Source organism: Photorhabdus bodei (assembly GCF_003287735.1).
Classification (GTDB): domain Bacteria; phylum Pseudomonadota; class Gammaproteobacteria; order Enterobacterales; family Enterobacteriaceae; genus Photorhabdus; species Photorhabdus kayaii.
In genome coordinates this window covers 184,767-202,005 of the sequence record NZ_NSCM01000006.1, presented here as the reverse complement: position 1 = coordinate 202,005, position 17,239 = coordinate 184,767, and the positions used below count along the sequence as shown (strand labels likewise).

The 17,239-nt window shown below is 47.0% G+C and carries 7 protein-coding genes; 1 reads left to right on the top strand and 6 read right to left on the bottom strand.

Going from position 1 to position 17,239, the window contains the following annotated elements; translation table 11 throughout:
- Nucleotides 1-172 (bottom strand): Rpn family recombination-promoting nuclease/putative transposase (locus tag CKY02_RS07085; protein ID WP_146747401.1); only part of this gene is annotated, 172 nt, incomplete at its 3' end.
- Here CKY02_RS07085 and CKY02_RS23640 point away from each other — a divergent pair.
- The gene (locus tag CKY02_RS23640) at nucleotides 166-468 is read left to right on the top strand and encodes a hypothetical protein (protein WP_146747400.1); all 303 of its coding nucleotides are present in this window, start codon (nucleotides 166-168) and stop codon (nucleotides 466-468) included. The two genes, CKY02_RS07085 and CKY02_RS23640, sit on opposite strands and share 7 nt — an antisense overlap.
- Before the next feature lie 458 nt (nucleotides 469-926).
- Here the strand turns inward: CKY02_RS23640 and CKY02_RS07080 are convergent, their stop codons facing one another.
- The 5 genes from CKY02_RS07080 to lsrR form a co-directional block, all read right to left on the bottom strand.
- Nucleotides 927-10,862: a non-ribosomal peptide synthetase gene (locus CKY02_RS07080; RefSeq protein ID WP_112894746.1), complete on the bottom strand. Its 9,936-nt coding sequence runs from the start codon at nucleotides 10,860-10,862 to the stop codon at nucleotides 927-929.
- Between the two features lie 437 nt (nucleotides 10,863-11,299).
- Nucleotides 11,300-11,491 (bottom strand): hypothetical protein, encoded by a 192-nt coding sequence (locus CKY02_RS24420; protein ID WP_162120154.1) that lies wholly within the window; start codon nucleotides 11,489-11,491, stop codon nucleotides 11,300-11,302.
- A gap of 670 nt (nucleotides 11,492-12,161) precedes the next feature.
- Entirely contained in the window at nucleotides 12,162-13,484 is a 1,323-nt protein-coding gene (locus CKY02_RS07075) for an MFS transporter (protein ID WP_112894745.1), read from the bottom strand.
- A gap of 865 nt (nucleotides 13,485-14,349) precedes the next feature.
- On the bottom strand, nucleotides 14,350-15,942 hold the full coding sequence (gene lsrK, locus CKY02_RS07070) for an autoinducer-2 kinase (protein WP_112894744.1): 1,593 nt from the start codon (nucleotides 15,940-15,942) through the stop codon (nucleotides 14,350-14,352).
- A 215-nt stretch (nucleotides 15,943-16,157) separates the two neighbouring features.
- Nucleotides 16,158-17,159 (bottom strand): transcriptional regulator LsrR, encoded by a 1,002-nt coding sequence (lsrR, locus tag CKY02_RS07065; RefSeq protein ID WP_112894743.1) that lies wholly within the window; start codon nucleotides 17,157-17,159, stop codon nucleotides 16,158-16,160.
- Nucleotides 17,160-17,239: the final 80 nt, after the last annotated feature.

Genomic DNA, 17,239 nt, shown 5'->3' with positions numbered 1-17,239 from the left:
GTAAATGCCGATCCACAAAACTGCCGGGCTCCAGTTTCAATGTGGCTAAATCACACAACAACTGGATTTCTTCGGGCAGATAAAGGGATAGAAATTCCCTGGCCGTTTCAGGCTGCGTTAAAAAATGTTTGAATAACGCGTCATGGTGAGGTCGTTTTTCTTTCTTTGCCACAATCCGTTTCTCTGTCTTATCAGTTAATCATCGCCACTCATTATCAAGGCTATAATATCTCTGGAAAACCCGCAATCAAGTTACAAAGAACATCTTCCCATATTTTCTCAGGCAGATCTTTACCGAATGCATTAATAGAAGAGCCTAAAGAATCAAATGCCAGAAAAGGAAAACCAGAAAAACATTATATTTACAACAACTACTCAATGAAAGCCATTCATTTAAATGAGTTTTTAACTTGTATTCACAAAATAATAACCACTTTATCAAAATATCGATCGAAATTGTTGAAATAATGAGGGCAGAGAGTGAGGATTTTCATCAGGGCTCATTGAAGCCGGATATATGTTTGCGACTACGTTGTCAGAAAATTTTATTTACCCACTTGAATTGAGTCGGTGTCCATATAAGTTATACCCGTCATCTTTCAAGTTGCCTCTTTGTTGGCTGCACTCGCTCACCCAGGTCACATAGTTATCTATGCTCCCAAGGATTCACTCCCTTGCCGTCGCGATGCATCTTGAAATCCATAGGGTATATTTATATTGAGTGCCGTACATTACATTGCAATTATTATGCGAAACTATGTCAGATTTAAATAAAATCAGAAAAAATAATAGCAATAGAAAAATATTGACTCAATAACTTATATGGGAATTATCATTTTCTTTATTTTGTTTTAAAATAAAATAATCCGGCATAAACAATATATACCGGATTATCATATCAAGGTTAAATCATTAATATATCAATATTACACCGCCTCGCCTTCATCACTGATTGCCAGCGCCACATTTAAGGCCTGAGCTAAAGCAATTTTATTCTCATCATCTTCCAATAAACTAAAGTGATCACCCGGAATAGCAATGAGTTTAAGTGAAGTATCAGCTATTATCTGCGCCCAACCTAGCGATGGATCGATATTTAAAGGCGCTGACTTTTCATCCGTCACAAAAGAAATAGACGGGTAAGGTTCCACCGCATAAAACTGATGCAACGTTACCGCTAATGCTGATGGCTCATAATCTCTGACTATTTGATCATAATGCTCTATCTGTTCCCAACGCTTTGCCATTAATTCAGCACTCAGATTGACGGGATATAACGCCAGCTCCTGCGCCGCTGCAATAAACCGCACCAAATTCAATTCATCGATTCGCTGGTACAATACCGCAATCTCTTCAGAATGTTCTTCCCCTAATTGCCTGACCAACTCAGCAAAAAATTGATGTTTGGGTTGCGCTATCTGCTGACCAAAACTCTGCCCACCGAAACAATGAGGAGCAAGCGTGTCAATCAGCCCCAGGAAATTAACCCGTTCACCAGCACTCAAAAGCTGTTGAGCAATGGCGTAAGCCAATATGCCACCAGAAGAGTAACCCCCTATCCGATATGGACCTGCCGGTTGAACCGCTTTTATCAAAGTGATCATTCTGGCAACCTGCTCTTCCATCGTTAACATTGGTTCTTCGCTGATGGACGGCCAAGGCAGCGCGTAAATCGGGTAGCCCGACGAAATATGCTGAGCCAGCCCGAAAGCATAGGAATAGTCACCCATGCCACTGGGAACAAAGAACAGCGGCAACCCTGTTCCATCAGGTCGTACCGATATGGCGCTGTTTTGCGGTTGAGACAGTAAATCCGAGGTGATTTTCGCGGCCAGTTCAGCCAGCACCGGGAATTGGAACAAAGTATTCAATGTGCAAACCATCCCTTGACCGGCGGCAATATTCGTCATTCGCATAGCGAGCAGTGAATGGCCGCCTAATACGAAGAAGTTGTCATGTCGACTGACCTGCTCAACACCCAATAACTCACACCAAATCGCCGCCAATATGGTCTCTGTCTCGCCTTCCGGCGCTTCATAGACCTGACGAGAAAAATCTTCCTCCCTCGGCGCGGCTAATGCTCGGCGATCTAGCTTGCCGTTCGGGGTTTGCGGGAAGGTATCCAGACGCACAAAAGCTGACGGCACCATATAATCCGGCAAAATGGCACTCAGATGCGCACGCAAGCTGGCAGTCAGACCTTCGTTCGCTTCCGCTACCACATAGGCGATCAAATGCTTGTCCCGGCCATCCTCCCACACCAACACCGCCGCCTCTTGCACCGCCGGGTGTTCCAACAATCGGATTTCAATCTCCCCCAGTTCAATCCGGAAGCCCCGAATTTTAACCTGCTCGTCGTTACGACCCAAGAATTCCAGATTGCCGTCTGGCAAGTAACGGGCCAAATCCCCGGTGCGATACATCCGCGCACCGGCTACCGGACTAAAGGGATCGGCTATAAAACGTTCCGCGCTCAATCCCGGCTGGTTAAGATAGCCCCGTGCAACCCCGACGCCACCAATATACATTTCCCCAACGCAGCCTAATGGGACAGGTTGACCGTCTCTGTCCAGTAGGTAGACGCAGGTATTTTTAAGCGGCTGGCCGATAGAACTATCATCAGCCGGGGATAATATCTCCTTACAGGTCGCCGTCACGGTATTTTCCGTCGGGCCATAAGCATTCAACAGTCGAGGTCGGTGGGTTTCCCGCGCAAACCAATCCTGAATAGCGCTCTTTTTAACGGCTTCACCACCAATAATGATGAACCTGAGGCAATCCGGTAGCGGGAGTGTATTGTCTCTGGCAATCAGTTCAGACCAAAATAACGCCGGCAGAGACATCACTGTGATACGGTTCTGCCAGGCTAAGGTAATAAATTCCTGCATAGAAGTCAGCCAACGCTCATCACGCATCACTAACGTGGCACCATTACACAATGACAAACAGCATTCCTCTACTGAAACATCAAACGCAAAAGAGGCAAATTGTAATAATCGGTCTTGCGCAGTGACGGCATAGGTCTCATTAAAACCCAGATGACGTTGATACACCGCCTGATGTTCTATCATCACCCCTTTCGGCTGCCCGGTTGAACCGGAAGTGTAAATCACATAGGCCAGATGCTGTGGTGTCAATGTAGTCACCAATGGATTACTGTCCGGTTGGTTTGGCAAGGTATTCAGCGTAAGTACGGTCAATCCGGTCAGCACTTCTTCGCCAAGCGTCGCCCGGCCAGCTTCATCAACCAGTACCACTGACGGAGCCGTATCATCCAGAATATACGCCAGACGTTCTCCCGGATAAGTCGGGTCCAGCGGCACATAAGCCCCACCGGCTTTTAGCACCGCCAACAAAGCCACCACTATCGCCGGTGAACGTGCCATGCAAATCGCCACTCGCTGATCCGGTATGACGCCCAATGCAATCAGTTGATGGGCAAGGCGGTTGGCGCGAGCATTTAATTCAGCATAACTGAGAGTCTGCTCTTCATAGACTAATGCGGTCGCTTCCGGGGTTTTCTTTACCTGCTGCTCAAACAGTTGGTGAATACATAATGGATCAGGATAAGGGGTCTCAGTAGCATTCAAGGTTTCCAGTAGCAGTGTCCGTTCCGTTTCAGGCAGGACGTTCAGCATACGTACCGGCGTCTCCGGGGCCTGTTCAAGCGCTTCCACCAGACTTTCCAGCGCCTGCTGCATATAACCGCATAGCCTCTCTGGCTCAAACGGCTGCACCACCAGAGCGGTCAGCCCCAATGTGGAACCCCCATCCTCTATCGACAGCCCAAATGGATAGTTAGTTCGTTCCTGTCCATCCAGAAATTCAACACCTGTGATGATGTCATCCGACATGGCCGATAAGGCATTGTGTCGATAGTTGAACAGAGCGCTAAAGAGTGGCGTACCGCTGGCAATACCACTGCACCGCTGGGCCAGCGCCAGTGAGGCATGCTCATGTTCCAGCAACCCGGCCAGTCGCAGATGCACCGCACGCACGCTCTCCTCTACCGGGGTCTCATCGATATCCAGTCGCAACGGCAGGGTATTCATAAACAGCCCCATGCCATTGTCTGCCCCCTCTCCCGCTTCCATGCGCCCAAACAGGACGGTGCCAAACACCACTTTCTCCTGACCACTGGTATGCGACAGCACCTGTGCCCAAGCCAGATGACACAACGCCGCCAAACTGACACCCAAATGCCGGGCCTGACTGCGCAGACGATCATTCAGTTCAGGTGCCAACATCCGGTGAGATTCCCTCATTTGAGAGCCATCACGATGCACCTCCGTCAGTCCGAATGGGAATGTTGGCTCATCCACCGCCGCCAACATGTCGGTAAAGAAACGGGTATGTGCTGCCTGATCCCCCTTCAACCGGGTTTGAGCCACCAGATTGCGGAAAGGCACCGGTGCCGGCAAGCTATCTCCCTGCCCGGTAAAATAGGTCCGCACTTCACGGTGCATCACTTCCAGCGTTTCATGGTCGCCAATCAAGTGATGTTGCAATTCCAGTAAGAACCAGCGGCCATCGGTTTCTTGGGTGATAACAAAATGCAATAACGGTGGCTGACTCAAATTAAGGCGATAATGCCCCGGATCAAAACGCCGAGTTAACTGGTCAATGACTGGACCGTCAGCCGGGTCTAGCGTCAGTTCCGTCACAGGCAACCGAGCCTGACGCCAGACCACCTGCGCCGGAACGGATAATCCTTCCCAGATAAAAGCCGTACGCAGGATGTCATGGCGATCAATCGCCTGTTGTACCGCCGCCAGATAACGGTCCAATAGGGAGCGATTTTCAAAGATCACCGGATAGAGCAACAGATACGGGTCGCCTTTCTGTTCCAACAAGTGATGGAACAGGATACCGTCCTGCAATGGAGACAAGGCATAGATATCCTGAATATTAGCCACGCCACCCGGCACTTGTCTGACGATGCGATCAATATCAGTCTGAGTCAGATCAATCAGCGGCAACATTTCCGGCGTCAGCGCCGTAGTGGCCGAAGTGATGACGTTAGGCGGCACCACTACAGCCTGATGCTGTCCCAATGTTTGGGCCAAGTCTGACAACACCGGAAATTGGAACAGATCTCGCGCCGTCAGTGTCAACCCCAAGTGACGCAAGCGTTCAATCATGCGTACCGCGAGCAATGAATGACCGCCCAACACAAAGAAGCTGTCATGTCGGCTAATCTGCTCGATGCCCAATAATTCACTCCAGATGGCCGCCAAAGCTATCTCAGCTTCCCCTTGCGGCGCCTCATAGACCTGACGGGCAAAATCCTCTTCCCGCGGCACCGGTAATGCCCGGCGATCTAGCTTACCATTCGGGGTCTGCGGGAAGGTATCCAGACGTACAAAGGCAACCGGTACCATATAATCAGGTAAAATCGTACTCAAGTATTCACGTAAATCAGCTGCCAATCTCTCATGCGCTTGCGCTGCCACATAGGCGACCAGCCGTTTGTGCTGCCCGTCATCCAGTGCCAGCACCGCCGCCTCTTGTACCGCTGGGTGTTCCATCAACCGAGTTTCAATCTCCCCCAGTTCAATTCGGAAGCCTCGAATTTTTACCTGTTCGTCGTTACGACCCAGGAATTCCAGCTCACCACCCGGCAAGTAGCGGGCCAAATCGCCAGTGCGATACATGCGCGCACCGGATATCGGACTAAAGGGATCGGCTATAAAACGTTCCGCGCTCAATTCCGGCTGGTTAAGATAGCTCCGCGCCACACCCACGCCGCCAATATACATTTCGCCAACGCAACCAAATGGAACGGGCTGACCGTATTTGTCCAGCAGGTAAATACAGGTATTTTTAACCGGCCGCCCGATAGAATGATCATCTGTCAGGGATAATATCTCCTTACAGGTCGCCGTCACGGTATTTTCCGTCGGGCCATAGGCGTTCAATAGTCGAGGGCGGTGGACTTCCCGCGTAAACCAATCCTGAACGGCGCTCTTTTTCACTGCCTCCCCCCCAATGATGATGAGTCTGAGGCAATCTGGTAACGGTAATCTATTGTCTCTGGCAACCAGTTCGGACCAAAATAACGCCGGCAGAGACATCACTGTGATACGGTTTTGCCCGGCTAAGGCAATAAATTCCTGCATAGAAGTCAGCCAACGCTCATCACGCATCACTAACGTGGCACCATTACACAATGATAAGCAGCATTCCTCCACCGAAACGTCGAACGCAAAAGAGGCAAATTGTAATAACCGGTCTTGCGCAGTGACGGCATAGGTCTCATTAAAACCCAGATGACGTTGATACAGCGCCTGATGTTCTATCATCACCCCTTTCGGCTGCCCGGTTGAACCGGAGGTATAGATGACATAAGCCAGATGTTGTGGCGTCAGCTCGGCTACCTGTGGGTTACTATCCGGCTGATCTGGCAAAATATGCGAGTCAAGTACCGTCAGCCCGGCCAATGCCAGTTCGCCAAGCGCCGCCCGGCCAGCTTCATCAACCAATACCACTGACGGGGCCGTATCATTCAGGATATACGTCAGACGTTCTCCCGGATAAGTCGGGTCCAGCGGCACATAAGCCCCACCCGCTTTCAGCACCGCCAACAAGGCCACCACTACCGCCGGTGAACGTGCCATGCAAATCGCCACCCGCTGTTCCGGTATGACGCCCAATGCAATTAGTTGGTGGGCAAAGCGGTTGGCGCGAGCATTTAATTCGGCATAACTGAGCGTTTGCCCTTCATAGACTAACGCGGTCGCTTCCGGGGTTTTCTCTACCTGTTGTTCAAACAGTTGGTGAATACATAATGGATCAGGATAAGGGATTTCAGTGGCATTCAAGGTTTCCAGCAACAGTGCCCGCTCCGTTTCAGGCAGAACGTTCAGCACACGTACCGGCGTCTCCGGGGCCTGTTCAAGCGCTTCCACCAAACTTTCCAGCGCCTGTTGCATATAACCGCATAGTCTCTCTGGTTCAAACGGCTGTACCACCTGAGCGGTCAGCCCCAACGTGGAACTCCCATCCTCCACCGACAGGCCAAATGGATAGTTAGTCCGTTCCTGTTCGCCCAGGAATTCAATCCCAGCCATCGTCTCATCCAACGCCGCCGGTTGCTCATTATGGCGATAGTTGAACAGGGCGCTAAAGAGTGGGGTTTCACCCTGTACCCCACTGCACCGCTGGGCCAGCGCCAGTGAAGCATGCTCATGCTCCAGCAATTCAGCCAATCGTAGATGCACCGCCCGTACGCTATCCTCTACCGGGGTCTCGTCAATATCCAGTCGCAACGGCAAGGTATTCATAAACAATCCCATGCCATTGTCTGCCCCTTCCCCCGCCGCCATACGCCCAAACAGGACGGTGCCAAACACCACTTTCTCCTGCCCGCTGGTATGCGACAACACTTGCGCCCAAGCCAAATGACACAACGCCGCCAGACTGACACCCAAACGCCGGGCCTGACTGCGCAAGCGATCATTTAACGTAGCGGTCAGCATCCGGTGGGATTCTGTCATGCGAGATCCGTCACGATGCACCTCCGCCAGCCCGAATGGCAACGTCGGCTCATCCACCGCCGCCAACATGTCGGTAAAGAAACGGGTATGCGCTGCCTGACTCACCCCCAACCGAGACTGAGCCACCAGATTGCGGAAAGGGGCCGGCGTAGGTAGGTGCTCTTCCTGCCCGGCAAAATAGGCCCGCACTTCACGGTGCATCACTTCCATCGTTTCATGGTCGCCAATCAGGTGATGTTGCAATTCCAGTAAGAACCAACGGCCATCAGTTTCCTGAGCGATAACAAAATGCAATAACGGGGCCTGCCCCAGATCCAGACGATACTGACTCGGATCAAAACGCCGGGTTAACTGGTCAATGACTGGGCCGTCAGCCGGGTCTAGCGTCAGTTCCGTCACGGGCAACTGTGTCCGACGCCAAACCACTTGTGCCGGGGCTGACAATCCTTGCCAAAAAAAAGCCGTCCGCAAGATGTCATGACGATCAATCGCCTGTTGTACCGCCGCCAGATAACGGTCCAACAGAGATCGGTTAGCAAAGACCACCGGATAGAGTAACAGATACGGGTCGCCTTCCTGTTCCAACAGGTGGTGGAACAGGATACCGTCCTGCAACGGCGACAACGCATAGATATCCTGAATATTGGTCATCCCGCCCGGTACCAGCTCAACAATGCGATCAATATCAGTCTGAGTCAGATCAATCAGTGGCAACATCTCCGGCGTCAGCGCCGTGGTGGTGGGAGTGATGACGTTAGGCGGTATTATCACGGCCTGATGTTGTCCCAACGCTTGGGCCAACGCTGACAGCACCGGCGACTGAAACAGATCACGCGCAGTTAATGTCAACCCCTGGTGACGCAGGCGTTCAATCATGCGTACAGCAAGCAATGAATGGCCGCCCAATGCAAAGAAACTGTCATGTCGGCTTATCTGCTCAATGCCCAATAATTCACGCCAGATAGCCGCCAAGGCGATCTCAACCTCCCCTTTTGGCGCTTCATAAATCTGACGGGCAAAATCTTCCTCTCCTGGTGCCGGTAATGCCCTGCGATCCAATTTGCCGCTCGGGGTCTGCGGGAAGGTATCCAGACACACAAAAGCGACCGGAACCATATAGTCAGGTAAAATCGCACTCAAGTATTCACGTAAATCAGCAGCTAATTTCTCATGCACTTGTGCCGCCACATAGGCGACCAGCCGTTTGTGCTGCCCATCATCCAGTGCCAGCACCGCCGCCTCTTGTACCGCCGGGTGTTCCACCAAACGGGTTTCAATTTCCCCCAACTCAACCCGGAAGCCGCGGATTTTAACCTGCTCATCGTTACGGCCCAGGAATTCCAGCTCACCGTCCGGCAGAAAGCGGGCCAAATCCCCGGAGCGATACATCCGCGCATCGGATTCCGGACTAAAGGGATCCGACAGAAAACGTTCCGCGCTCAATGCAGGTCGGTTCAGATAACCCCGTGCCACACCCACACCACCAATGTACATTTCGCCAATGCCACCCAATGGAACCGGTTGCCCCTCTCTGTCCAACAGATAGATGCGGGAATTTTTAACCGGCCGACCGATAGAACGGGCATCTTCCGGGGATAATATCTCCTTATAGGTCACCGTCACGGTATTTTCCGTCGGGCCATAACCATTCAACAACCGGGGCTGGTAGCCTTCCTGCATAAACCAGTCCTGAACGGCGTTCTTTTTTACCGCCTCACCACCAATCATGACGAGCCGGAGGCAATCCGGCAGCGGTAACCCGGGATCTCTGGCCGCCAGTTCGGACCAGAATAAAGTCGGCAGAGAAACGATCGTAATACGATGTTGCCGGGTTAAAGCAATAAATTCCCGTACCGAAGCTAACCAGCTATCATCCCGGATAACCAGTGTGGCCCCGTTACACAATACCGAGAAAAATTCCTCTACTGAAACATCAAACGCAAAAGCGGCAAATTGCAACACCCGATCTTGCTCAGTGACGGTATAAGTGTCATTAAAGCCCAGATAACGCTGATAAATCGCCTGATGTTCTATCATCACCCCTTTCGGCTGCCCGGTTGAACCGGAGGTGTAAATCACATAGGCCAGATGCTGTGGTGTCAATGCAGTCACTAAGGGATTGCTGTCCGGTTGGTCAGGTAGGATATTCGGGTCAAGCACGGTCAACCCGGCTAGCACGACATCACCCAACGCTGCCCGCCCGGTCGCATCAGCCAATACCACTGGTGGGGCAGTATCATTTAGGATATACGCCAGACGTTCCGCCGGGTAGGTTGAATCCAGCGGCACATAGGCCCCACCCGCTTTCAGCACCGCCAGCAGCGCCACCACCATCGCCGGGGAGCGTGCCACACAAATCGCTACCCGCTGGTCCGGTACGACACCCAATGCAATCAATTGGTGCGCCAGCCGGTTAGCGCCAGCATTTAATTCGGCATAACTGAGGCGCTGCCCTTGATACTCTAACGCCGTGACCTCTGGAGCTTGCTCTACCTGTTGCTCAAATAACTGATGAATACATAACGGATCAGGATAGGGGGTTTCAGTCGCGTTCCAAGTTTCCAGTAGCAATGTACGTTCAGCCTCTGGCAACAAATTAAGCTGCCCTATAGGCACTTCATCCCCCATTCTTTTCGATGCTGCCAGCACCTGTAAGTGCTCGCTCATCCGCAAAACGACTTCCGTGCTCAGGCGGTTTTCATCGTAGATCCAACGAAAACCCCCTTGTGCATTTATCTGGAGGGTCAACAATTCGCCGGATACTTTTTGATCACGTGGCCTATCACCCTTTATCAACGAGACAGCGATTCGCCACGGCCGACTTGTTGCCAACGCCGGGATAGCATGCAATGAAGGAGAGCAAGAGAAGAGATCACAACTAAATGCGCCGTGCTGCGCCAACCGAGACAACTCATCATCAACCCAGCCAGCTACCTCACGCCAAGGCTTATCAAACGCTACCTCAACAGCCATAGGCACCACCGGCGCCAGATTTACCGATTCATCTTTTACCTTATCCACGCTCCAACCGATTTGGAATACGGTCTGCTGAGTCAAACGCGCAAGGTAAATGACAAAAGTCTGCAACAACATTCGCAATGGCTCCTCTTCACCATTTTTTGGCAGAGGGGACTGCCAAGCGCTCATTGCCCATATGGGTTCTGTTTGTTCTCCGGCGGTTTCGAAAGGTAACTGGAGGGGTTGCAAAGCAGCAAGACGCTCATACCAGAATAATTCACTGGATGTGAGTCTCTGAAGGATATTCTTTGTATTTCGAGTTTGTTGTGAAACGTCATTTGCATCGGTTATATTTTTTGACGTCTGAGTTTTAAACGTACTTCCCACTTTAGCAATATTATTTTTCATCTACTACTACCTCAACGAATCTGTTAGAAATTTGAGAACCGTCATTCCCGACAGTCATCACTAATGTTTCTCTCCTACTTCTTGCCCAAAAATAAAAATGGACACATCTGCTATCCATCCAAGAGACTCAGATATCGGATGCCACAGCCTGATTAATAACGGCCACTTAGCCAATCTTCAATACCAATTATCCTGACAACAGAATGAGATATTCCATTTTTGTTCCTATTTTTCAGATAAGCTCAATTAATTCACTGCAATTTTTGTTGACTGTTCCTAAATTCCATAATTAAAAACTTAACCATTACCTACATTTATTATTCATAATTACCAAATAACCTTTAACTTTATCTGACTGCAATTAATACCTGATTAAAATAATTTCAAAAACAAATTAAGTATTTTAAAGACAAAACAGACCAATTTATATTTAATTATCAAAATATTATAATCATCTGTGAAATAACCCTCCGCCCCAATAATAAAAGTATATACCTGTCATCCTTCAAGTTGCCTCTTTGTTGGCTGCACTCACTCACCCCGGTCACATAGTTATCTATGCTCCCGGGGATTCGCTCCCTTGCCGCCGCGATGCATCTTGAAATCCATAAGGTATATACTAATTCCAAATACACTTATTCAAGAGGCATAAAATTACCCTGTGCATTCAATTATATCAAAATATAACGCCAAGCTAAAAATAATTCATAAAAAATTATTTTTCAACAATAAGACAATACCGCTAACGAATATACCACAAATAGATAAATACAAATTACATTTAACTTAATTACATATTGTTTTGTAATAATTATAACATGAAAAAAATATAAATGTTATTATATCCATAATCACCAAGAAACAATGAAAAATTAAAATAACTTAATTTTTCATTGTTTCATAATAATACACAGTGCAATCTATATCCTATTCAATAATATTTACTATCGCATAAATTAGACACCCTCCCATTTAAATAATTTAATTTTAAGATACCCTATATCTAATTCAAATTTTAAATATAAAAAATAACTTTTTCACTATATATATTTATAACTAAATACCTACATTAAATTATTTATTAAAATCACAACAAACCAATAACAACATTAATTTAAACTTTATGATTGATATTATTTTAAAAATAACATGGATATTAACACTTATGATCAAACATAATATAAGACATTCTCCACCAAGTAATTAACAGCAAAGTATCCTCCTCGGATTTTTATATTTAAATTGTTCAAGGTTAGCCATTTAGAATATATTAACCACCCGTTATTTTTATAAAATAATCTATTTATGCCTTCTATAACTCACATCCTTAAATGTTAAGGATAAAGCCGCTAAAATAGCTGGAATGGATAAAATGGCAAAAATAGTGCTATAACTTAATTCAAGCCTGATCAATTCTGCGCCAAATAAAGTACCGAAAATCCCACCAAATCTTCCAAATCCTAACATCCAGGCAACCCCCGTTGCCCTACAATGAGTCGGATAAAATTGTGCAGAGATTGATCCCATAGACGCCTGAGCGCCATTCATCGTTACCCCGGCAAGAAATATAAGAATACTCAATAATAATACATTTTCTTCCTGACCAATAAAAAAGACCAGAATACCAGCTAGGGCATAATTAGTTGCAACTACTTTATGAGGATTAATTCGATCCATTAACCAACCGGAAAAAACCGTGCTTATTACACCTCCTAAAGGAAATAATGCTGTCAATGTTGCTGCCATGCTAATACTGAAACCAACATCGTTCATTAAAAACGGCATCCAACTTGTCAGAACATAAAAAACCAATGCTCCCATGCAATAGGTTATCCATAACATTGTCGTCCCAACTAAGAATCGATTGGATAAAACCGTTTTAATTGACGACTTATGTATAATTTCTTCTCCATCAAAAGTAAACTTATTTATATCATTTAAAGTATTGCCGGTCATTTTAGACAAAATTCGCCTTATATTACCTTCTGTTCCGCCTTTCGAAACCAAATACCTAAGTGATTCAGGTAATAGAGAAAAGAGAAATAGCGATAGAAATAACGGCAAAATACCCCCTAAAATCAAAACCCCTTGCCAACCAAAATGTGGAATAATCCATGCGGAAATTATCCCACCCACCGCTGCACCAAGAGGAAAACCACAAAAAACGATATTTATTAACAAAGATCGCCGATTCTCTGGGGCATATTCAGATATTAAGGTTATTGCATTTGACATTGCCGCACCAAGACCTAACCCAGTCAAAAAACGCAAAATAGTTAATGTCTGTATTGAATCTGCAACAGCGGTAGCAAGACTAAGCAGGCCAAAAGCAGTGACGGATATTGTCAGCACTGACTTTCGACCAAACCGATCTGCAAGTGGACCAGCAAAAATCGAACCCAACGATAACCCAAAAAGAGCGGCGCTCATAGCCGGCCCAAGAATCGCACCTTCTACTTTAAAATCATTGATCACTGCGGGTGCAATATACCCCATTAATACCGTGTCAAAACCATCAATAACAACAATTAAGAAACATAAAATTAATACTTGCCATTGAACTTTCGAGAATTTTTGATTATTAATAATATGTTGGATACTGACTGTTTCAGTGCTATTCATCTTAAATCACCAATGTCATAAAATTCACTCCTCTTAACTATAAAGATAAATTATCAGTTTAATAATAGATGTAAAGAAAATTTATTTTCAATGTTTCCTACGTTAATTTTATTAATATCCATATTATCATTATGAAAAACATATTTGACGTTATTATTTTCAATTTATAACATTTTCCTGATAGATTTCTATTGACTGATAGTCATCTCTTTAATTTAAAATCTCTGTTCTCTGAATTCACAGATAGAAAACCCGCATTAATAATAACGAAAAACTTGTGATTCTAAAAACCTGTCCCACTTTTGGAATATCAGGAATTCCTAATCAATTGTCTTAATTGCTCTTTTATAATTTTTCCACTCGCGTTTCTGGGTAAAGTTAAAAAAATATAACCTTTAGGGCGCTTATATCGCGCTATTACCGTATTTCACATGCATCAAGTAATGAATAGAATAAGTTTTATAATTCAGCTCGACTTCCAATAAGCAATTTTTGCTTTAGTGATGTAATGCAATATGTGACGAAATTGTCAGTTACAATCACGTAGAAATGCCTCACACACCGAGAAGAATAATCGGGTTGGCGGAGATATGAATCAGTTTCCACAATACCAAGGAGATTCTCTCCAAAAACTTCTAATGCGGACTGAATAAAATAGTCAGTTCTTGCGTCCATATATATTTAATCCTCGACCAACATTACAGTATTATTGAAGCAGCCAGACCATGAATACCAGTAAATTAACGGTTATCACAAACCATTACCACGACATTACACATTTTCAGGCATTAAGGGAATACTTGGTGCACAAGTCGCCTATCTGCACAAGCGCACCCAGCAATACGGCAGATCAACTCATTGCAAGCTATAATCCCGGCGCTTTCCATAATGAAGTTGTCAAACCATGATCGACCAACGTTAATTGATCAGCATATATCGCCTGCCAATCCTGTTTAGCCTTTCGATACACTTCATAATGTTCAGGATTTGGCTGATATTCATGTTGCCAACGCACCAGTTTTTCCCCTGTCGTCCCCATTGCATCATAAAGCCCAACCCCCACTCCGGCAGCAATGGCACAGCCTAAAGCGGTCGATTCTTTAACCATCGGCACCCGAACCGGCAACCCTGTCACATCAGATAAAATCTGGCTCCATAATTTTCCTTTTGAACCACCACCAGCGAATACCAGTGAATCCGGTTTCACTGCCGAAAAGGCAGAAATCAGATCCAGATTACAGGCCGAAACAATCGCTGCGTTCTCTTCCAACGCACGAAATAGGGTCGCTTTATTGCATTTCTCAGGATCAATGGAAAGGTTAATAAAGGAAGGCGCAGCGTGATACCAAGCTTTAAACCGCATCACATCAGAGAAAATGGGTATGACACCATAAGCACCCGCCGGGACTCTGGCCGCCATGTCTTCCAGTAAGCTATAAGTATCAACGCCAAGACGCTCCGCCAACAGCTTTTCTTCCGCGCAAAACGCATCCCTAAACCAACGCATGGTTAAGCCAGTAAAGAAACTAATGGACTCCGCCTGCACCATACCGGGAATAACATGAGGGTTTATCCGTGTATTCATATTTGGGTCAGTAACCGGCGCCGGCAAATTAACAACCTGCTGCCAGAAAGTACCACCGATAACGGCGGTCTGGGCAGGTTTTACAACACCTAAACCAAGACAACCAAGTTGTACATCACCACCGCCCATAATGACCGGTGTGCCAATATTCAGTCCACATTGAGCAGCGGCTTTCTCCGTGACGTAACCTAACAAGGTTCCAGTCTCTTTTACCGGCGAAAGAATATCGGAACGCAATCCTGCCATCTCAAGTAGATCGGGACGCCAATCACGGCTCACCAGATCCAGCATACCTGTCGTACCCGCATTGGAGGGATCAACAGCCAATTCACCACTGAGCATATTTGCCAGCCAGTCGCTGATCATGGTTAAAGCGGCTGCCTGACGATAGATAGCCGGGCGATGATGAGCAAGCCATAACAGACGAGGCATTGCACCCAACGCTAATGTTTGCCCTGAACACTGATACACATCATATTCAAAAGTGCTGTCATACAACGCCTTCAATTCACTCACTTCTTGGCTGGAACGCGCATCCACATTAGCACAAGCCCAGATCGGCTCACCATTGCGGTTATAAAGCACGATACCTTCCCGCATAGAACAAGAAGCCACCCCCTGAATAGCACTGGCGGGCAATTGCGCGGTTTTTAGCGCCTGGCGAATACATTGGCAAGCAAGCTGCCAGTTCGTCGCTAAATCAAACTCCATTGAACCCGGTACATCAGGTACAGGCTGATGTATCCATTCAGCCTGCCCCGCAGCAATCTGATTCCCTTCAAGATCAAATATCACTGCACGAACACTCCCTGTTCCTGCATCAAGCGCCATCAGATATTTTCCCGATGGATTAGCACTACGGCGTTGATTCATGATGCTATCCTCAGTTCAATTACTTTTTGAATTTATATACCCGTCATTTTTCAAGTTGCCTCTTTGTTGGCTGCACTCACTCACCCCGGTCACATAGTTACCTATGCTCCCGGGGATTCGCTCCCTTGCCGCCGCGATCCATCTTGAAATCCATAGGGTATAGCTTTACCTCAAATTTTTTCTGCTTACTTTCACGGATAGAGTAAATATAGGGTTCAGCGCAGCAAATTCAGCATCGCTTTGGCAGTCTGTTCTTCCGTCACCAATCCATTGATATATTGACCATTCAGCGCAGCAATAATGGCTTCCGCTTTCTCTTCCCCTCCCGCAACGCCAATCACTGTCGGGATAGTTTTCAGTTCCAGCATGGAAATACCTATCAGCTCCTGATGAATCTGCATATCCTCCACCAGCTCACCATCAGCGCGCATAAAATAGCCAAGGATATCGCCCACAGCGCCTTTCCGACCAAACATTAGCTGTTCACCACCACTGATATAACCAGAACGCATAATTGTCGCCTGCTGTTTCTGATTAACTGCGCCAATACCAACGATAGCAATATCAGCCGCACCAGCCGCTAGCAAAACATCTCGGACACTGCTCTCCTGACGAAATGTTTCAGCAACCTGAGCAGTGGAAGCTCGTAATGGGGCGGGGATAATATTGATTGAACAGGCTGCATCCAGTTGACCAATACCGGTCATATAAGGACCGACGCCACCGGATAATGTGACAAGCCTAATTTGTTGTGATGAGATAAAACCACTTAAATGTTGCAATGTGCACATGGTGGTCTCGCCAAATCCCACGGCCAATAATTGCTGCGGTTCAATCAATGCCATCAACAAATGTGCCGCGCCAACCCCCAATCTGGCACTAAGATTCATATTCGCCAACGCAGGCAAAACGCGTACCTGTTTCAAAGAGAAATGTTTTTGCAGGGTATCTTCCAGCGCCAAACACCCCTCGTAACGAGAGTTAATTTGTACCCGAATGACGCCTGATTGCCGCCCTTTTTCCAGTAATCTGGAAACTTTTAACCGGCTTAAACCAAGCAAATCGCCGATGTCACCTTGTGTCAGGCCATCGTGATAGTAAAACCATGCAATACGCGCAAGCAGCTCTTCTTCACTCATGCTATTACCCGGATAGGTGTCCTCAGACAATACATTTTTCTCTTTAGCTGATTTTTCTTTCACTGATTTTATCGACATAACCACTTTCTTTTATCCGCACTCAACAGATAACCATTAAAACGTATAACACGCCAGAGTTTTACCGCAAAAATTTGAAC